Source organism: Neisseria sp. GT4A_CT1, from assembly GCF_000227275.1.
Lineage (GTDB): Bacteria > Pseudomonadota > Gammaproteobacteria > Burkholderiales > Neisseriaceae > Neisseria.
The window spans coordinates 149,107-167,793 of sequence record NZ_JH164967.1; the positions used below are offsets into that span (position 1 = coordinate 149,107).

Here is an 18,687-nt window from a genome sequence, read left to right on the forward strand (position 1 = left end):
CCGTACTGGTTTAAAGTTAATCCACTATATGTGCCGTTTCCGTTGCCGCGCGGCAAAGGGGTCGTCTGAAAACGCCAATCCCTTTTCAGACGACCCCGCCAATATAACGAAATCATCTTTGCTTCAAACAAACCATTCTTCCGTTTTTCAGACGACCTCTTTAGAGTACCGCCTATCCGAGTTTTGCTAAAGAGAACAATATGTCTATTCAAAACCACCACCTAGACTGGCTCGAAGCCGAATCCATCTACATCATCCGCGAAGTCGTCGCCGAGGCGAAAAATCCCGCGCTGCTGTTTTCCGGCGGCAAGGATTCCGTCGTTTTGCTGGCGCTGGCGGTCAAAGCGTTCAAACTCGAAGGCCGCCCGCTCAAGCTGCCGTTCAAGCTGCTGCACGTCGATACGGGGCACAATTACCCCGAAGTGATTCAGTTCCGCGATGAAACCGTGGCGCGCACGGGCGTGCAACTGGTGGTCGGCAGCGTTGAAGACTCCATCAAAAAAGGCACGGTCGTCCTACGCCGCGAAACCGATTCGCGCAACGCCGCGCAGGCGGTTACGCTGGTGGAAACCATTGAAGAACAAGGCTTTGACGCGCTGATGGGCGGCGCGCGGCGCGATGAGGAAAAAGCGCGGGCGAAGGAGCGGATTTTCTCGTTCCGCGACGAATTCGGACAATGGGACCCGAAAAGCCAGCGTCCCGAACTCTGGTCGCTCTACAATACGCGGCTCTTTAGCGGCGAAAACATGCGCGTATTCCCCATTTCAAACTGGACGGAACTCGACATCTGGCAATACATCGCCCGCGAAAAACTCGCGCTGCCGCCGATTTATTACAGCCACAAACGCGAAGTCGTCGAACGCGGCGGGCTGCTCGTCCCCGTTACCCCGCTGACGCCGAAACACGAAGGCGAAGTTTCCCAAATCCGCGACGTGCGCTTCCGTACTGTCGGCGACATTTCCTGCACCTGCCCCGTCGCCAGCACCGCCGCCACGCCCGAAGACATCATCGCCGAAACCGCAGCGGCCACCATTTCCGAACGCAGCGCCACGCGCATGGACGACCGCGTGTCGGAAGCAGCGATGGAAGAGCGTAAAAAGGCGGGGTATTTTTGAGCGGAGCAATCCGACCAAACCCGCGGCATTCACAATATTTACATCTGAATGTTTCCCTGCCCAAGGTCGTCTGAAACCGATTTCAGACGACCTTTTATTGATACAAATCTAAAAAAACTATTTGCATCACACATGAACTTTAACCAAACAATGCCCCGCACCCAAGCCCAAAGCGAGCGTTTGATTCCGACGCGGAAGCCGCGTATCCCCTTTTTTGCCTTCGGTTTTACCGCCCGTCCCGATTCCCATTTACCCGCCGTACACAGGATAACGATAAAACTGAAACAAACAATGAGTGTTATAATAAGTAAACCGACACACCCGACAGGTCGTCTGAAAAGGAGTAATCGATATGCCCCGACGCGTCTTTATCGTACACGGTTTTGAAGGCAATCCGCACGGCAACTGGTTTGACTGGCTCTCGGCACAAGTCCGCGCCGCAGGCTTCCAAGCCGACTCGCTGGCGATGCCCAATCCCGAACGGCCGACGGTTTCTTCGTGGCAGTTCGCCCTCGACCAAGTCATCGGCAAGCCCGACGAAAATACCTTCTTAGTCGGACACAGCCTAGGCTGCATTACCCTTCTGCACTTCCTCAGCCGTCAGCAGCCCGAAAAAATCGGCGGCTTGGTCCTGGCGGCGGGATTCGCCGACCCCCTGCCCCCGCTGCCCGCCCTTGACGCCTACATCAAAGGCGCCGCGCCCGAATTCGACATCCTGCGCAAAATCCAAATGCCCAAACACTGCATCGTCTCCGACGACGACACCCACGTCCCGCCCGAACTGACCCTGGACATGGCGGACAAACTCAAAAGCCCCGTCACCCACATTGCCCAAGGCGGACACCTGATGGCATCCGACGGCTTTACAGAACTGCCGCAGGCTTGGGAAGCCTTAAAACCGATGCTGGAAGCCAAAATCTGACCCGAACGAATCAAGCACCCGTCCGTACAAACCCGCATACCCGTTCCCAAACACAATCCGGTCCGAAACATCCATACGGATACCTGATACAGCCGACAAGCCTATTCAAACGAAGCCTTTGGGTTTCAATATAGTGGATTAAAATTGCAATGATACGGCGTTGCCAACGCCCTTATGTACTACCCGTACACGGCGGGCGTTGCCGCCTTGTCTCATTTTTATTTTAATCCACTATAAAATTCGGCAAGCCCTGAAACCATCCTCGAACAAAACCCAAAAACACACCGTTTCCCATAAGAAAGGTCGTCTGAAAATGCTTCACGCTTGTTTTCAGACGACCTTTGGTTTGAAGTTTCGGTGTTTTGGGGTTTTACGCCTGCGGCTCGCTCTAGCTGCGCTCATTTACCCAACCTTTTAAACTGTTTGGCAGCATATTATAGTGGATTAAATTTAAATCAGGACAAGGCGACGAAGCCGCAGACAGTACAGATAGTACGGCAAGGCGAGGCAACGCCGTACTGGTTTAAAGTTAATCCACTATATTTGCCTGCCGCTGCGGCACGACAACAGTAGCGGGCGGCTTTTTTCAGACGACCCGCTTGACTTTGCCTCTTGAGGGTTTACAGTACGGTCTTGGATATTTTCTACAATCTAGGATGAAATCCTACAAGCATTTGTGTTTCGATATTTGGGCGCATCGTTTGCGTTGAAGTGTTGCAGCGGTTTGTCGGATTTCACGATATTTGCCCACAGAAAGGAAACCCTATGGAAACCCTCACGCTTCATATCGACGGGATGACTTGCGGCGGTTGCGTCAAAAGTGTTACCCGCATTTTGACCGGCATCGAAGGCGTAGCCAAAGCCGAAGTCAGTTTGGAAAACAAAAATGCCGTTATTGAATTCGATCCGGCGAAAACCAATGCGGCAGCGTTGATTGACGCTGTGGAAGACGGCGGATACGACGCGGCTTTGTGATTGCTTGCGAAAAGGTCGTCTGAAAACGGATTCCGGTTCATATAGAACCGAATCAGCCGTTTTCAGACGACCTTTTTTACGTTTTCGCCGGATATAATGGATTAACTAAATCAGGACAAGGCGAGGTAACGCCGTACTGGTTTAAAGTTAATCCACTATAATCAAAACAAGATTCCGTCTCGGCGGCGGTCGTCTGAAAATGAAGCCTGCTTTTCAGACGACCTTATAACCAAAATTGATATCCGCCGAAGCAAACATTATTTCCGCTTTTTATTCTTTCGAGATAAAGTGCTTTGTAATCACTGCCTGTTCATGCTTGGTGCGTTACGTCCTTATCGGCAATGAATCGGGCGAATTGTTTTCCGAATTTTTCAGGAGTATCGAATGAATATCCGCATACTGTCGCTGGCTGCCGTCATTGCCCTTTCCGCCTGCTCGCCCAAGTCCGAACAGGCTGCCGACAAGGCGGCTGCGCCGGCGGCAAACGGCAAGGGCATTACGCTTTTAAATGTGTCTTATGATGTGGCACGGGATTTTTACAAAGAATACAACCCGTTATTTATTAAAGAATATCAGGCAAAACATCATGGCGAGTCTATTGAAATCCAGCAGTCTCACGGCGGCTCCAGCAAGCAGGCTTTATCTGTGGCGAACGGTTTGGTGGCGGACGTGGTGACCATGAATCAGACTTCCGACATCGAGCTGCTCGAACAAAAAGGCTTGGTCAAATCCGACTGGGCAAAACGCCTGCCCGACCAAGCCGTGCCTTATACCAGTACGACAGTTTTCCTCGTCCGCAAAGGCAATCCGAAGCAAATCAAGGATTGGAACGATTTGACCAAAGACGGGGTAAAAATCGTACTCGCCAACCCGAAAACCACGGGCAACGGCCGCTACGCCTTTTTGGGTGCATACGGCTACGGTTTGAAGGCGTTTGGCGGAGATGAAGGCAAAACCAAAGAATTTGTCGCTGCTTTGTTGAAAAACACGCCGGTATTTGAAAGCGGCGGCAGGGCGGCAACGACGACATTCAGCCAGCGCAATATCGGCGATGTTTTGATTACTTTTGAAAACGAGGCAAACCACGTCAGCAAAAAACTGACTCAGGATCAATTTGAGATTGTTTACCCGAGCTACACGATTTTGTCGGAAACGCCGGTTGCCGTCGTGGACAGCGTGGCGGATAAAAAAGGCACGCAGCAGGCAGCGCAGGAATATCTGTCCTACCTCTGGAGCAAACCTGCCCAAGAGCTTGCCGCCAAGCTTTATCTGCGTCCGCGCGACAGTGAAGTCCTCGCCGCACACAAAGCTGATTTTCCAGATATCGAAACGTTCAATCCGAATGAAAAATTCGGCACATGGCCGGAAATCATGAAGAAATATTTTGCCGACGGCGGCTTGGTGGATCAGCTCTCGCCCAAACGCTAAAAGAAACAATCCGCCCAACCGGCACGCCTTGCACCCTACCCGCTTCGGCTTGCCAAACAGGCGCAAACAGCCCGAAACCTTTTTTCAGTCAGGTTTCGGGCTGCTTCGTTTTTGAATGAACGGCATCTTTTCAGACGACCTCGTCCATCAAACTTGGCACATCATTTCACACACGGATTGTCCAAAACGACCGAGACATCGCGTTCGGCTTTGTTCATATACGTCATGTGGACTTTCCTGCCTTTGAATTCTGCCTTGACGACGGATTCCAACGTGGCGACATCTTGGATGAAGCCGAATTTTTTGTCTTTTGCGGAAATGAATTTGACTGGTTTTTCATGAAACAGCGAGTAGAAAGACACGCCTTTATTATCTGCGGTCACGGCGCATTGCGTTTTGCTGTCGGTGGCGATGACAGAGGAAAGCGTATGGGGCTTGTGGGTACGGTCGGCGAAGGTGGTGTAGGAATCATACGATCCGAAGCTGATCCTTAATGCAAAGGTATTGCCAAGCCATTCATAGCTCGTCCTGTCTTCGGGAAGATTTTTTGCAATGGCTTTTTTGCTTGCAAAGAAAGAGCATTCTTGAGTTTTATGGTTGCAGACTTTTCTGACGCTGAACTGTTTGTCCGGAGAAGTAATGACGGTTGCGGCGGCAAGGCTGTTTGCGCTTGCTGCGGCGAACACACAGCTTAAAAGAAGTGAGCGGATGGGAAGGGACGGTTTCATTTTTTGTTTGGTGTATCGGTTGGTTTTTTAATCTTGATTGAGTGGGTTTGAATGCAATGACGCACTCAATAATACCTGTGGCGGAATGACTGCCGATATGTTGATTTCAATCCGACAAAACAGATAATCCGAAGGTCGTCTGAAAACTGCTTTTTGGCGTTTCAGACGACCTTTATTTGCTTTGCGGCGCGGGTTTAGCGGAAGAAGTCGCCCATGCCTGCGGGCAGACCTTGGGTGAATGCGCCCATGGTTTTGTTGGTGGTTTCTTCGGCTTTTTCAGATGCGGCGTTGATGGCGGCGAGCACCAAATCTTCGAGCATTTCTTTGTCGTCTGCGGCTTCTTGAATCAGGTCGGGGCTGATTTCGAGTTTGCGCACGACGTGGGCGCAGGTCATCACAACCTTAACCAAGCCGTTGCCTGCTTCGCCTTCTACTTCGGTCTCGGCAAGTTTCGCTTGCGCTTTTTTCATGTTTTCCTGCATTTGCTGCGCCTGTTTCATCAGGCCGCCTAATCCGGCTTTTCCGAACATATTTAAAACTCCTGTGGTTGAATCGTTAAGGTTATGGGGTCATACCGTTTGGTGTGAAGGGTCGTCTGAAAGCGGGTTGACGGTTTTCAGACGACCTGAATGTTTATGTATCCGAAGGGAAACGGAAATTCTCGATTGCCGTTATTCCGCCTGCTCCGCCAGTTCCAAAGAATCGGGCTGCCATTGGGCTTCGAAAACCTTTAAAACCTGACGCGCGGTTTCGTCGGCTTCGAGCAAATCCTGTGCCTGCTGCCTGCCTTCAAGCTGGAGGCGTTGGCGGCGCATAGTTGGGGTTTCCCAGCCGGCGTCGTCGCGCCACGGTTCGGTTTGCAATTTCAACGGCAGGCCGTAGGCTTCGGCAAGCGTGTTTTTGATTTTGTCGAGCCGCTCTTTGTTGGCGGTGGCGCGGGCTTCATCGGTCAGCGACAGCATCATCAGATGGCTGCCTGCGTCGTAGTGCGTCCATGCGGCGTGTTGCGCCAGCATTTGCGCGGCGCCAAGCTTGCGGGCGAAATGTCGGACGATTGCCGCCCAGTTTTCGGTGGAAAACTCGGGCAATGGGGCGAACTGCGTGTCTTCGTCTTCGTCGCCGTCTTCTTCGGCTTCCGATTCTGCTTCTGCCGTATCGGCAGGGACGGCGTGTTCCCAATCCGGCGGCGGTGGCATTTCCGCGCTGTCTGCTACGGGGTAGTCATGCTCGGGCGGACTGTAATCGTAGAAAGGCTCTGCGGAAGCTTCATGCGCAAACGATTCTGCATCCACGGCTTCTTCAATCGGGGTCGTCTGAATGGGGTTTTCAGACGACGTCTCAGGCAAGGAAACCTCGGTGTCGTTGTTTGCTGCCTCGTTATCGGAAACTTGATTTTCAGACGACGTTTCGGCTTGAGGGGTCGTCTGAAACGGCGTTTCTGCTTCGTTTGCGGACGGAGTGTTTGTCTCTGCTGCGTCAGAGGTCGTCTGAACGCTCGCATCCGCCTTTTGCGCAGGCGTTTCTGTTACGGTTTCTGCCTCGCTCGGCGCGTCTTCCCAAGGTGGGACGTCGTTGTTTCCTTGAGTCAAAACCGGTTCGGCAACTTTGTTTTCAGACGACGTAGCAGGCTCAGGGGTCATCTGAACGGGTGGTTTGGCGGCTTCAGACTGGGGAAGTTGAAAGGGCTTTTTTGCGGTATGGACACCCGTTTCAGCAGAATGCAGCTCGGTATTTTCGATATGTCCGCCAACGTCGTGCGCATCCGCTGCCAGCGGCGCAAACGCAAGCATACGCAGCAGGGTCATGACGAAGCCGGCGTATTCGTCGGGCGCAAGGCTCAAATCCTGTTTGCCGTGGATAGCGCATTGATAATAAAGCTGGATTTGTTCGCCGCTGAGTGCCTGGCTCAGTTGCAACAGGGTTTCGCGCTCAGGGTCGTCGTGTGCCAAAGCGGAAGGAACCGCCTGTATCAAGGCGAGGCGTTGCAACAGCATGGCAAGTTCGCCCAACGCGCTGTCAAAGCCGATGGCGCGCGCCGCCATTTCCTGCGCTTTCGCCAGCAGGGCTTCGCCGTCTTGGTTGACGATGCCCGCCAGCAGCTCGTAGAGATATTGCTTGTCCACCGCGCCTATCATTTGGCGGACGTCTTGTTCGGCAACGCTGCCCGAACCCATGGCGATGGCTTGGTCGAGCAGGCTTAAGGCATCGCGCATCGAGCCTGCGGCGGCACGGCCCAAGAGTTGCAGGGCGGCGGGTTCGTAGGCGATGTTTTCGTTGTTTAAAACATGGGCAAGGTGGTCGGCAACCTGTTGCGAAGTCATGTTGCGTAAGACAAATTGCAGGCAGCGGCTCAAAACGGTAATGGGGACTTTGTGCGGATCGGTGGTGGCAAGAATGAATTTGACGTGTTCGGGCGGCTCTTCCAGCGTTTTCAGCATGGCGTTGAACGCGCTTTTGGAGAGCATATGCACTTCGTCGATGATATAGACTTTGTATTTGCCGGCGGTCGGCGCGTATTGGGCGTTTTCCAATACTTCGCGGATGTTGTCGATGCCGGTATTGGAGGCGGCGTCGATTTCCAGCAGGTCAACGTAGCGTCCGGTGTCGATTTGTGTACAGCTTTGGCACACGCCGCAAGGCTCGCCGTGTTGCGCGTTTTCGCAGTTCAGGCTTTTCGCCAAAATACGGGCGATGGTGGTTTTCCCCACCCCGCGCGTACCGGTCAGCAGGTAGGCATGGTGCAGGCGGCCTTCGTCCAGTGCGTTGCGCAAGGCTTTGACGACGTGTTCCTGACCGACTAAATCGGCAAAGGTTTTCGGACGCCATTTACGGGCAAGAACTTGATAAGCCATAAGGTTTTCTCTGCTGGAAATAAATCGGAAGGTCGTCTGAAAAGTGGTTGAACGCCTTTCAGACGACCTTGGAAGATGACGGGTATTTTAGCATTTTTTTGATTTTTATTAAGGATTTTCTGTCTGCATATCAGGAAAGGCGCGTGTATAATCGTTAGAATATTACAAAATCTAAAATATCTTGAAGAACAAATTACTATGTCTGAAATCATCTTACGCAATCATTCCGCATCCATGCAGATAAACACCCTGGGCGCATATGTGGACAATTTGGTTTTACACGGTCGGGAAGTGTTATTCCCGAAAACCAACGTCCAAGTCGGTACTGATACAAAATTACGCGGTGGGATGCACGTCTGCCTGCCGCAGTTCGGACCGGACGGTAAAAACCATTTGGCGCAACACGGTTTCGGCAGAACCTCAACTTGGCGAATCCGTTATCAAAACGAATCGGATGTCGGCTTGAGATTAATCAGTACGGCAAAGGGCTACGAAAACGTCGAATGGCTGCTGGATTACAGCCTGCCGAACGAAAACGAAGCAGTCGCCACGCTGACCGTCTGCAATTACGGCGACGCACCCGTGCGCACTTCGCCCGGTTTCCATCCCTATTTCCCCGCCGTCGGCACCCAATTCGATTTCAACGGCGCGCCCTACGACGCCGACTATATCGCACACACGGAATTTGTCGCTTCACCGTCGGATACACATGTTGCGTTTGACGGACTGAAACTCGACATCCGAACGCAAAACCTGCCCGTTTACGCCCTTTGGAGCGACCGCAACGGACAATACACCTGCGCCGAGCCTACCGCCGAAGGCAACGCCTTTTTATCGCCTGCGCGCGGTGGGCAGTTTGTCTCGGGGCATGGCAAAAAGCGTTACGGCATGAAAATCCGTTTGATTGCTTGAATTTGGAGTGGATTTGTTTCAGACCCTCAAATAAAAAACCACCTTGGAGAAGGTGGTTTTTAAACATTACAAACCGTTGTTGTTGATTGCATTCGCAATGTCGCGCACGGCGGTAACATACATCCGGCTGTTGTTATACTGCCAAACCGTATAGAAATTATTCAGACCGAGATAATATTCAAATACGCCCGGACTGGTTTCCAAGCTGAATAAAACGGCTTTCTCATTGTCGGCAACCGCTTTTTGCGGAACCACGCCCATTGCTTTGAAATCGGCAACGGTACGGTTCAATGCGGTTTTTTCATCAATGATGGCTTTTAAATCGGGCGTAATTGTCAGATTGACGGGAACAATCATTTTGCCGCCTGTTTTCCAGCCGTGTTGTTTCATATAATTGGCAACAGAAGCGGCAACGTCGCCGATATTGTTCCAAATATCGCGGTGTCCGTCGCCATCATAATCGACCGCCCATTTGCGATAGCTCGAAGGCATGAATTGTGGCATCCCCATCGCGCCCGCATAGCTGCCTTTGAAGTCAAAAACGTTCTCTTTTTCTTCTTTTGCCATCAGCAAAAGCTCAATCAGCTCGTTTTGGAAAAATTCGGCGCGGCGCGGATAATCAAAACCCAAGGTACTCAAAGCATCGGCGACACGGAAGCTGCCCGTGTTTTTACCGTAGTTGGTTTCAATGCCGATAATCGCCACAATCAGCTCGGCAGGTACACCGTATTTGCGTGCCACATCATCGATAACGGCACGGTTGGCGGCGTAAAACTGTTTGCCGCCGTTAAATTTCGTCGAGCCGGAGTTGCCCGTGCGGAATTCATACCAAGGGCGGGAAGTTGACGGGCGGTACATGATATTGATGATATTGCCCTTGTAAACCACGCCATTAAAAAAGTTTTGCAGCTCGGCTTCTGTAAACTGCTTTTTCGCTGCCTCATAACGGATAAACTGGCGGACATTGGTATTGGCATTAAAGCCGCTGCTGGCAACCGATTCCGCAGCAGAATCAAAAGCAGGACGTTGGTTTTTGCTTTGATTGATCGGCTCAACCGTTTTAGCAGACTCAACGTTTGTTTTGGTTGTATTGCAAGCAACAAGCAGCAACGCGGTTGATATTGCGATGAAAGGGATAAGTTTTTTCATATCTGAATTTATAGTCACTAAGGAAGCAGTCTTAATTATGCAAAAAGGTCGTCTGAAAGACGGTAGGAATATACATTCCCTTTCCTTTCAGACGACCTTTTAAGACTGTCTATTACTCGGCAGCCGCAACAACAGCAACGGTAATCGCAGCAACAGCGTCAGTGTGCAGAGCCACTTCAACTTCGTACTCGCCTACGGCTTTCAGAGGGCCGTTAGGCAGGCGGACGTTGGATTTTGCAGCTTCAACGCCTGAAGCAACAATCGCAGCAGCGATATCGGCATTGGTAACGGAACCGAACAGACGACCGTCCACACCGGATTTTTGAGCGATAGTGATGGTTTGACCGTCCAGTTTTTCTTGACGTGCTTTAGCATCGGCCAAGATTTCGGCTTGTTTGGCTTCCAATTCGGCACGGCGTGCTTCGAATTCTTTCATGTTGGCTTCAGTAGCGCGTTTGGCTTTGCCGGCAGGAATCAGGAAGTTGCGGGCGTAACCGTTTTTCACGGTAACGATGTCGCCCAGGTTGCCCAAACCGCCGATTTTCTCTAACAGAATAATTTGCATGATTTAAACTCCAAAATTATTTGTGTTGATCGGTGTAAGGCAGCAGAGCCAGGAAACGTGCGCGTTTGACTGCAGTAGCCAATTGGCGTTGGTAATGTGCTTTGGTGCCGGTGATGCGGGCAGGGATGATCTTGCCGTTTTCAGAAATGAAGTCTTTCAGCAAATCAACTTGTTTGTAATCGACTTCTTGGATTTTTTCAGCCGTAAAGCGGCAGAATTTTCTACGTTTGAATGATTGACGAGCCATTGTCGTTTAACCTTTATATTCTTTAATGTTCTGTATGCGGAGTATCGGCCTTGGGAAGCGTTTGCTTCGCTGTGCGAGAAAGCCTTCTGCTTCAACCATCGTATCTTGCCGATACTGCCATTCTTCAGCCTGCTTACCTAAAATACGCGCGGGAATTTCAAAACTGACCAGGCATTTTTGCCCGTTTTCTTCCTGCCAAGATTCATGCTTTAACATAATATCCAAAACAGGAATTCCTGCCGGCGTGTATCTCAAGGATTCAACCTTGTAAATCAGGGCAGTAAGCTTTGTAAGATTATCCAATCTTATTCGGCTGCTGCAACTTCTTCAGCCGCACCGTTCAGCAAGTTTTTTGCTTTTTCGCCGCCCAGCATAGGAGAGGCTTCGGTTACAGCATGTTTTGTTTTGATGGTCAGATGGCGCAGTACGGCATCGTTAAAGCGGAAAGCGGTTTCCAGCTCTTCAACTACTTCAGGAGTAGTTTCGATGTTCATCAAAACATAGTGTGCTTTGTGGATTTTGTTAATCGGGTAAGCCAGTTGACGGCGGCCCCAGTCTTCCAAGCGGTGGATTTTGCCGCCAGCTTCGGCAATCATGGTTTTGTAACGTTCAACCATAGCAGGCACTTGCTCGCTTTGATCAGGATGAACGATAAACACGATCTCATAATGACGCATGTTATCTCCTTATGGATGATTAAATACAGCCTTTTGCCATGCGAAAGCAAAAGGCAAGGTTGAAAGCGTCGAATTATAACCGAAATTCAAGCCTGTCACAAGCAGACAATGCTGTCTGAAAATATTCTGTTTTCAGACGACCTCTATCCTCATCAAATCATCCTTATTTATCCCGCCGTGACATTCCAGATAAACTTCAACATCATTCCCCTGCCAAACACAGGCAACAGCAAATCCATCAGACAACATCGCTGTCATCCCATGCCAATCCGAACATCCGCACACCTGTATTTCCCTTTTTCCATCTGCCGTAAATCGATAGCCAACCTTGCGCATATCCTCGGGAAAATCCAAATCCGCCGCCTTCAACAGTGCTTCTTTAATGCACCATAGCCGATAAAATTCTTCCTTATCCCAATCCCTGGATACCAAATATTCCTTTTCCCACTCAGCACATACCCACTCCGCCAACGCCTGAAAATCACGAAAACGGATTTTCTCAACATCCACACCGGCGGACAGACTATTTGATGTACACAACACCGTAGCAATGCCGTGACTATGGCTGAGCGAAACGATTGGATGTTTTGATTTTTGCTTAAGGGCGCGACTGACTTTCCAATCTATTCTTTCCGACAATTGCGGTGATTGGGCTATCCTCTGCCTATCATGTTGACTTAAAGAATCATCACAATAAGTTTCGGCAAGAAGCTCATCTCCGAGCAGGCAATACAAATGCTTCTTCATCGGATATCCAAAACAAAATTTTCTAAAACCAAAATGAGCCGGCAGCATATACCCACCGGCTCATTTCAACACATTGCAAGCATCAAGCTACCATTTAAAGATAACAGTTAGACCAAATTACCGCCAAACCATAATTTGGTCGTTACACTTTTAATGCAAGCTTCCTTTTAAGACCACTCGGCTGTTCCAAGTAGCAACATGGCATTCATACTCATTGCCGCCAACGGTTTTTTTGTCAAAATAGCTGACTAAGCGGACGGATTTCGCTTTTCTTTGTACCGCAGTGCTTTGGAAGCGTTTCACTGTACTCAAGAAAGCACGCTGGCAGGATTCCTCCGGACTTTTACCGACCATGTTGGCAATTTGACGGGAGACCAAAGTGGTATTACCGGTGCTGCCGTAAGAAACTTTGATATTAGGATTCAGAACAGATTTCGCTTCATCGGAATTCAGTGCAACACTTGCCTTACACATATAAACGTCATTTTTTCCTTTGCCATTCACTTTATGCCCTTCACCCACACTGCGGCATGCTCCTGAATCTTTCCCGGCATGTTGTTCATGAGATGAAGCCGAGCCTGAATTTCCGACAGAAGACTCCGATTTTGATTGGTTACTAGCACATGCAGAAATGGCTAATACTGAAGACAAAGCGATTAGATAAGAAAAACGGCGCATTTCAATAACTCCCGAAAGTAGTTTGTAAATAAGGATTACGATTTGTTATTGTAATGCATTGCGGATTATCTGATAAGAAATAAATCACCCCTTCTTTTACAAAAATTCCCTCTCACCGCACGACTTCAAATATTGTTATAAAGCAAATTGTATGAACTCTCTCTTTCAGACGACCTGCAATTCGCCACACACATAAAATCATCTGAAAAATAGACAAACTTTATCATCAACCGTTAGACTGCCCAGATTATGTTACGGATACGCTTATGAATATCTTAATTTCCAACGACGACGGCTACCTAGCCCCCGGCATTGCTATTTTGGCACGCGTTGCAGCAGAATTTGCCAATGTCCGCGTAGTTGCACCCGAACGCGACCGCAGCGGCGTCAGCAATTCTTTAACACTTGACCGCCCGCTGCAAATAAAAGAAGCCTCAAACGGTTTTTACTATGTCAGCGGAACGCCAACCGACTGTATCCATGTCGGACAACACGCCCTGCCCGATTTCAAACCCGATTTGGTTTTATCCGGAATAAACAATGGCGCCAACATGGGGGACGACACCCTCTACTCAGGTACAGTCGCTGCAGCAACCGAAGCCTATTTGATGGGTATTCCCGCCATCGCTTTTTCATTGAATGATTCACGCGGCCGCTACTGGAAAACCGCTGAAAAATCCGTTTGGATGTTGCTAGAATATTTGTTAAAAAATCCTCCTAAAGAGCCCATCCTGTGGAATATCAACATCCCCGCAGTCATGCCTGAAGACATACAGGGCATTAAAATCACGCGATTGGGCAGAAGACACCACGAGCAAAGTATCGTCCCCATGCACAATCCGCGCGGAGAACCGATTTACTGGATAGGGCCGGTCGGCAACATTTCCGACCAAGAGAAAGGCACCGACTTTGGAGAGTGCGAAGCAGGGTTCATCACCATCACCCCCCTGCAAATCGACCTAACAGCCTACAACCAACTCCAAAGTGTCAGGGAGTTTTGGCAAGGCATAAAACCCTCAAACACATAACCTTTTCAGACGACCTGCTTCTGATATAGTGGATTAACTTTAAATCAGGACAAGGCGACGAAGCCGCAGACAGTACAGATAGTACGGAACCGATTCACTTGGTGCTTCAGCACCTTAGAGAATCGTTCTCTTTGAGCTAAGGCGAGGCAATGCCATCCTGGTTTAAAGTTAATCCACTATAAACAGTTATTTTGAAATGAAACCCTACATTAAGCCCATACCCGCTGTCCGTCAGATTTTCAAACAGGCGAACCAGTCAAAATCAGGCACTTTAACAGTTACTAACGGCTGCAATACTTGAGAACAGGGCGTATTTTTATTATGATATGTCCCAATAAAACAACAACCCGATATAAAGGTCATCCAATCATGTTGAAAAAAACCGCATTTTACGCAGGGTCGGCAGCCCTCGCCCTCATACTCAGCGCATGCGCCAGCCAACAACCTGCGCCCGTCGTCGTAGGCAATTCCGGCAGCAATTCCGGTTCTGCAAACACAGCCTCCAACAATCCATATGGTGCAGCGCCTTACGAAACCAATGCGGCCAACAACGACGCCCCTTATACCCCTCCCGCCTCCACTCCTTCTGCCAACAGCAGCTACCCTTCCGGCCCTACCGGCTCTTACACGCCTTCTTACGCGCCAGTGGACATCAATGCTGCAACACACACCGTAGTGCGCGGCGATACCGTCTATAACATTTCCAAACGTTACCAAATTACGCAAGACAACCTCCGCGCATGGAACGGCTTGGCAGACAACACCATCAGCGTCGGACAAACCCTCCGCGTCAAACCGAACGGCTACAGCGCTCCGGCCGCTACCGCGTCCGTTCCGACACCTCCTCCGACACACACCGCCTCTCCCAAACCGACTCCTGCACCACTTAACACCCCGACCGTTTCCACAGGCGGTACCCGCACAGTCAGCGGCATCACATGGCAACGTCCGACCGTCGGTAACGTCATCAGCAACTTCGGCGGCAGCAACAAAGGCGTAGATATCGGCGGTACAGCCGGTCAACCCGTCGTTGCCGCTGCTGACGGCAAAGTCGTCTATGCCGGCTCAGGTTTGCGCGGTTACGGCAACCTGGTCATCATCCAACACAACTCATCTTATCTGAGCGCATACGGTCACAACCAACGCTTGCTGGTCAATGAAGGACAACAAGTCAAACGCGGCCAAACCATTGCAAACATGGGCAACACAGACGCCAGCCGCACGCAACTGCATTTTGAAGTGCGCCAAAACGGCAAACCGGTCAACCCTGCAAACTACGTTGCATTTTAAAATCAATACCATACAAAACCGCCCCAATTGGGCGGTTTTTATTTTCAAATATATTGGATTAACTTTAAACCAGTACGGCGTTGCCTCGCCTTGCCGTACTATCTGTACTGTCTGCGGCTTCGTCGCCTTGTCCTGATTTAAATTTAATCCACTATACAAAAGCCAACCGCCCCAATTCACAATAATATTGACTTATATTGAATTTCTCCCGCCGATACACCCGTACAATCAAACTTATTGCCGTCTCCAGTATTTTTCAGACGACCCTCAAGACATTTCCGTCTTTTGAAATCTTTCTCAAAGCTTTTCTTTTCAAGGAGTCATCATGCAACAATACACCCTAGATCCCCAAGCCTTGCTTGGTGGCGTTATCCATAGCGATATCGACCAAGAAATCGTTCAACTCTCCCTGCAAAAGGATAATGAAATCCCCGACTATCAAGCCGATGCCATTATTCTCCTGCTGGTACTCAACGGCAGCGCCAAAATCATCACTCAAACCGAAACCCTCTCCACACAAGGACTTCAAGTCGTCCGCCTTGAACCCAACGAAACCCACAGCATACGCGCCCTACAAGACCACACCAATATACTGGTCATCAAGCAGCTTACTTACGCCTCCGGCCTGAATAAAAAACTGCGTTTCGGCAAATGTTGCCTATAAAAAAGAGGTCGTCTGAAAACCAAGGAAAATGATTTTCAGACGACCTCTTCAACATTCAATCTAATTGCTGTTCAAAAAGAAAGAACGATAAATCAAAGTTCCGATCCAAGACAACTTATAGTGGATTAACTTTAAATCAGGACAAGGCGACGAAGCCGCAGACAGTACAGATAGTACGGAACCGATTCACTTGGTGCTTCAGCACCTTAGAGAATCGTTCTCTTTGAGCTAAGGCGAGGCAATGCCGTACTGGTTTAAAGTTAATCCACTATAATTCCACATTCCTGCTCCCTACTTTGTTTATCCGTATTCAGTAAAAAAGGTCGCCTGAAATTTTTCAGACGACCTTTTATCAATCAAAATCGGCCCAACGATTATTCAGGCGCTTTTTCTTCGCGCACAGGAGCTTCGGTCAATGCTTTGATAGACAGACGCACGCGACCACGGTCGTCCACTTCCAATGCTTTCACATTTACAACCTGACCGACTTGCAGATAGTCGCTGACGTTGCGTACGCGCTCGTGGGCGATTTGGCTGATGTGTACCAAGCCGTCTTTGCCCGGCATCACGCTGACGATGGCGCCGACGTTGTTGTCGAGGATTTTAACCACAGTACCTTCGTACACTTTGCCCACTTCCACTTCGGCAGTGATTTCTTCGATGCGTTTTTTCGCAGCGTCGCCGGCTTCTTGAGTGGTTGCGGCAATAGTGATGGTGCCGTCTTCCGCGATATTGATTTCAGTACCGGTTTCGGCGGTAATCGCGCGGATGGTTTCGCCGCCTTTACCAATGACTTCGCGGATTTTGTCTTGGTTGATTTTCATGGTGAACAGACGCGGAGCGTGAGCGGACAGCTCTTGCGGACCTGCCACGGCGGCTTTCATCTGTTCCAAGATGTGCAGACGCGCGTCTTTGGCTTGCGCCAAAGCAATCTGCATGATTTCTTTGGTAATACCTTGGATTTTGATGTCCATTTGCAGCGCAGTCACGCCTTCGGTCGTACCGGCAACTTTAAAGTCCATATCGCCCAAGTGATCCTCATCACCCAAGATGTCGGTCAACACGGCGAATTTGTTGTTGTCCAAAATCAGACCCATTGCGATACCGGCAACGTGTGCTTTCAAAGGCACGCCGGCAGACAGCAAGCTCAAACAGCCACCGCAGACGGAAGCCATAGAAGACGAACCGTTGGACTCGGTAATCTCGGAAACAACACGCATGGTGTAGCTGAATTCTTCAGGGGACGGCAATACGGCAACCAGTGCGCGTTTTGCCAAGCGGCCATGTCCGATTTCGCGGCGTTTCGGCGCGCCGACGCGGCCCACTTCGCCGGTAGAATACGGTGGGAAGTTGTAATGCAGCATAAAGCGGTCGGTGTATTCGCCAGAGAGTGCGTCAATAATTTGCTCGTCGCGAGAAGTACCCAAAGTCGCTACGGCAAGGGCTTGGGTTTCGCCACGGGTAAACAGGGCGGAACCGTGTGTACGCGGCAATACGCCGGTTTGGATGTTCAAAGGACGGACGGTTCGGGTATCGCGACCGTCGATACGCGGCTGACCTTCCAAAATTTGGGTGCGGACAACGTCAGCTTCCAAATGTTTGAAAATGCCCTTGATTTCGTTGGCAGCCAGAGTATCGGTTTCTTCGGTAATCAGCGCGTCTTTTACTGCGTTCCAAGCCTCGTCCAATTTAGCGGAACGCGCTTGTTTTTGACGGATTTTGAACGCTTCTTTAATTGCTTCGCCTGCGATTTCGCGCACTTTGGCAACCAATTCTTCATTGGTTTCAGGCGCTTTCCAATCCCATACTTCAGGATTTACTTCATCGGCGAACTCGTTGATGGCGTTAATCGCTACCTGCATTTGGTCGTGGCCGTAAACTACGGCACCCAACATCACGTCTTCAGGCAGGATTTTAGCTTCGGATTCCACCATCAAAACGGCTTTGGATGTACCCGCAACCACCAAGTCCAGCTTAGATTTAGCCAATTCGGCTTTGGTCGGGTTCAATACGTACACGCCGTTTACATAACCTACGCGTGCGGCACCAATCGGACCGGCAAACGGTACGCCGCTCAACACCAGCGCAGCGGATGCGCCGAGCATGGCAGGAATATCGGAATCAATTTCAGGGTCAACGGAAACCACCATCGCAACAATTTGGATATCGTGGTAGAAACCTTCAGGGAACAGCGGGCGGATAGGACGGTCAATCAGACGGCTGGTCAGGATTTCTTTTTCGCTTTGTTTACCTTCGCGCTTAAAGAAACCTCCGGGGATTTTACCTGCGGCGTAAGTGCGCTCAAGGTAATCGACAGTCAGAGGGAAGAAGTCTTGACCTTCTTTGACTTCTTTGTTGGTGGTCACAGCGACCAAAACAACGGTATCTCCCATCGATACTTTAACAGCCGCTGCGGCTTGGCGCGCGATTTCGCCGGTTTCCAAGGTAACGGTGTGATTGCCGTATTGGAAGGTTTTAACGTGTTTATCGAACATTTCGTTCCTTTCAGAATGCCGCACGCTAAAACACTAATAATGCACACTAAAAGTGAGAATGTGCATAGTTAGGGTTTCAGGTGTGCGGCGGTTGGTAAAAACTATATTTTTCAGACGACCTCAAACGGTCAATCCAAACGCTCATTATAATAGCAAATGTAAGTAAATCCAAGCATTCATGACAGCAAAAGGTCGTCTGAAACGCGCTTCCGTGT

19 protein-coding genes and 3 pseudogenes are annotated in these 18,687 nt (G+C 50.0%); 10 read left to right on the plus strand and 12 right to left on the minus strand.

What is annotated here, in order from left to right; all coding sequences use genetic code 11:
• From HMPREF1028_RS15510 to HMPREF1028_RS07490, 6 genes and pseudogenes are all read left to right on the plus strand, one after another.
• A pseudogene (locus HMPREF1028_RS15510) lies at positions 1 to 190 on the plus strand (hypothetical protein); the annotation flags it as partial.
• Between the two features lie 10 nt (positions 191 to 200).
• Positions 201 to 1,115: a sulfate adenylyltransferase subunit CysD gene (cysD, locus tag HMPREF1028_RS07475; RefSeq protein ID WP_009312219.1), complete on the plus strand. Its 915-nt coding sequence runs from the start codon at positions 201 to 203 to the stop codon at positions 1,113 to 1,115.
• A gap of 352 nt (positions 1,116 to 1,467) precedes the next feature.
• The gene (locus HMPREF1028_RS07480; RefSeq protein WP_009312220.1) at positions 1,468 to 2,037 is read left to right on the plus strand and encodes an alpha/beta hydrolase; all 570 of its coding nucleotides are present in this window, start codon (positions 1,468 to 1,470) and stop codon (positions 2,035 to 2,037) included.
• Between the two features lie 435 nt (positions 2,038 to 2,472).
• Positions 2,473 to 2,583, plus strand: a pseudogene (locus HMPREF1028_RS14705) (IS5/IS1182 family transposase); the annotation flags it as partial.
• A 219-nt stretch (positions 2,584 to 2,802) separates the two neighbouring features.
• Positions 2,803 to 3,012, plus strand: a complete 210-nt coding sequence (locus tag HMPREF1028_RS07485; protein ID WP_009312221.1) for a heavy-metal-associated domain-containing protein — start codon at positions 2,803 to 2,805, stop codon at positions 3,010 to 3,012.
• A 384-nt stretch (positions 3,013 to 3,396) separates the two neighbouring features.
• Positions 3,397 to 4,440 (plus strand): sulfate ABC transporter substrate-binding protein, encoded by a 1,044-nt coding sequence (locus tag HMPREF1028_RS07490; protein WP_009312222.1) that lies wholly within the window; start codon positions 3,397 to 3,399, stop codon positions 4,438 to 4,440.
• Between the two features lie 161 nt (positions 4,441 to 4,601).
• On the opposite strand, the gene HMPREF1028_RS07495 is transcribed toward HMPREF1028_RS07490, so the two are convergent.
• From HMPREF1028_RS07495 to dnaX, 3 genes are all read right to left on the minus strand, one after another.
• Entirely contained in the window at positions 4,602 to 5,168 is a 567-nt protein-coding gene (locus tag HMPREF1028_RS07495) for a hypothetical protein (RefSeq protein ID WP_009312223.1), read from the minus strand.
• 194 nt (positions 5,169 to 5,362) lie between these two features.
• Entirely contained in the window at positions 5,363 to 5,698 is a 336-nt protein-coding gene (locus tag HMPREF1028_RS07500) for a YbaB/EbfC family nucleoid-associated protein (protein ID WP_003744574.1), read from the minus strand.
• A gap of 141 nt (positions 5,699 to 5,839) precedes the next feature.
• Positions 5,840 to 8,020 (minus strand): DNA polymerase III subunit gamma/tau, encoded by a 2,181-nt coding sequence (dnaX, locus tag HMPREF1028_RS07505; protein ID WP_009312224.1) that lies wholly within the window; start codon positions 8,018 to 8,020, stop codon positions 5,840 to 5,842.
• A 198-nt stretch (positions 8,021 to 8,218) separates the two neighbouring features.
• On the opposite strand from dnaX, the gene HMPREF1028_RS07510 reads away from it, so the two are divergent.
• On the plus strand, positions 8,219 to 8,932 hold the full coding sequence (locus HMPREF1028_RS07510; RefSeq protein ID WP_009312225.1) for an aldose 1-epimerase: 714 nt from the start codon (positions 8,219 to 8,221) through the stop codon (positions 8,930 to 8,932).
• 66 nt (positions 8,933 to 8,998) lie between these two features.
• Here the strand turns inward: HMPREF1028_RS07510 and mltB are convergent, their stop codons facing one another.
• From mltB to HMPREF1028_RS07545, 7 genes are all read right to left on the minus strand, one after another.
• Entirely contained in the window at positions 8,999 to 10,081 is a 1,083-nt protein-coding gene (mltB, locus tag HMPREF1028_RS07515) for a lytic murein transglycosylase B (protein ID WP_009312226.1), read from the minus strand.
• 112 nt (positions 10,082 to 10,193) lie between these two features.
• Positions 10,194 to 10,646, minus strand: a complete 453-nt coding sequence (gene rplI, locus HMPREF1028_RS07520; protein WP_009312227.1) for a 50S ribosomal protein L9 — start codon at positions 10,644 to 10,646, stop codon at positions 10,194 to 10,196.
• Between the two features lie 16 nt (positions 10,647 to 10,662).
• Positions 10,663 to 10,893 (minus strand): 30S ribosomal protein S18, encoded by a 231-nt coding sequence (gene rpsR / locus HMPREF1028_RS07525; RefSeq protein WP_003678863.1) that lies wholly within the window; start codon positions 10,891 to 10,893, stop codon positions 10,663 to 10,665.
• 6 nt (positions 10,894 to 10,899) lie between these two features.
• Positions 10,900 to 11,202 (minus strand): primosomal replication protein N, encoded by a 303-nt coding sequence (gene priB, locus HMPREF1028_RS07530; protein WP_176662357.1) that lies wholly within the window; start codon positions 11,200 to 11,202, stop codon positions 10,900 to 10,902.
• Positions 11,199 to 11,570 carry a 30S ribosomal protein S6 gene (rpsF, locus tag HMPREF1028_RS07535; protein WP_003757376.1) on the minus strand — a complete coding sequence of 124 codons (372 nt, stop codon included), beginning with the start codon at positions 11,568 to 11,570 and terminating at the stop codon, positions 11,199 to 11,201. Before rpsF ends, priB begins: the two co-directional genes overlap by 4 nt.
• A 132-nt stretch (positions 11,571 to 11,702) precedes the next feature.
• Positions 11,703 to 12,365 (minus strand): 4'-phosphopantetheinyl transferase superfamily protein, encoded by a 663-nt coding sequence (locus tag HMPREF1028_RS07540; protein WP_232203826.1) that lies wholly within the window; start codon positions 12,363 to 12,365, stop codon positions 11,703 to 11,705.
• 102 nt (positions 12,366 to 12,467) lie between these two features.
• Complete coding sequence (locus tag HMPREF1028_RS07545; RefSeq protein ID WP_009312229.1) at positions 12,468 to 12,995, minus strand: hypothetical protein; 528 nt, start codon at positions 12,993 to 12,995, stop codon at positions 12,468 to 12,470.
• A 266-nt stretch (positions 12,996 to 13,261) separates the two neighbouring features.
• On the opposite strand from HMPREF1028_RS07545, the gene surE reads away from it, so the two are divergent.
• Both surE and HMPREF1028_RS07555 read left to right on the plus strand, forming a co-directional pair.
• Positions 13,262 to 14,023: a 5'/3'-nucleotidase SurE gene (gene surE / locus HMPREF1028_RS07550; protein WP_009312230.1), complete on the plus strand. Its 762-nt coding sequence runs from the start codon at positions 13,262 to 13,264 to the stop codon at positions 14,021 to 14,023.
• Positions 14,024 to 14,392: 369 nt separating this feature from the next.
• Entirely contained in the window at positions 14,393 to 15,313 is a 921-nt protein-coding gene (locus tag HMPREF1028_RS07555) for a peptidoglycan DD-metalloendopeptidase family protein (RefSeq protein WP_009312231.1), read from the plus strand.
• A gap of 48 nt (positions 15,314 to 15,361) precedes the next feature.
• On the opposite strand, the pseudogene HMPREF1028_RS14710 reads toward HMPREF1028_RS07555, so the two are convergent.
• A pseudogene (locus tag HMPREF1028_RS14710) lies at positions 15,362 to 15,469 on the minus strand (IS5/IS1182 family transposase); the annotation flags it as partial.
• A gap of 169 nt (positions 15,470 to 15,638) precedes the next feature.
• Here HMPREF1028_RS14710 and HMPREF1028_RS07560 point away from each other — a divergent pair.
• Positions 15,639 to 15,977, plus strand: a complete 339-nt coding sequence (locus tag HMPREF1028_RS07560; RefSeq protein ID WP_009312232.1) for a hypothetical protein — start codon at positions 15,639 to 15,641, stop codon at positions 15,975 to 15,977.
• 374 nt (positions 15,978 to 16,351) lie between these two features.
• Here HMPREF1028_RS07560 and pnp read toward each other — a convergent pair whose 3' ends face one another.
• The gene (pnp, locus tag HMPREF1028_RS07565; protein WP_009312233.1) at positions 16,352 to 18,472 is read right to left on the minus strand and encodes a polyribonucleotide nucleotidyltransferase; all 2,121 of its coding nucleotides are present in this window, start codon (positions 18,470 to 18,472) and stop codon (positions 16,352 to 16,354) included.
• Between the last annotated feature and the right edge of the window lie 215 nt (positions 18,473 to 18,687).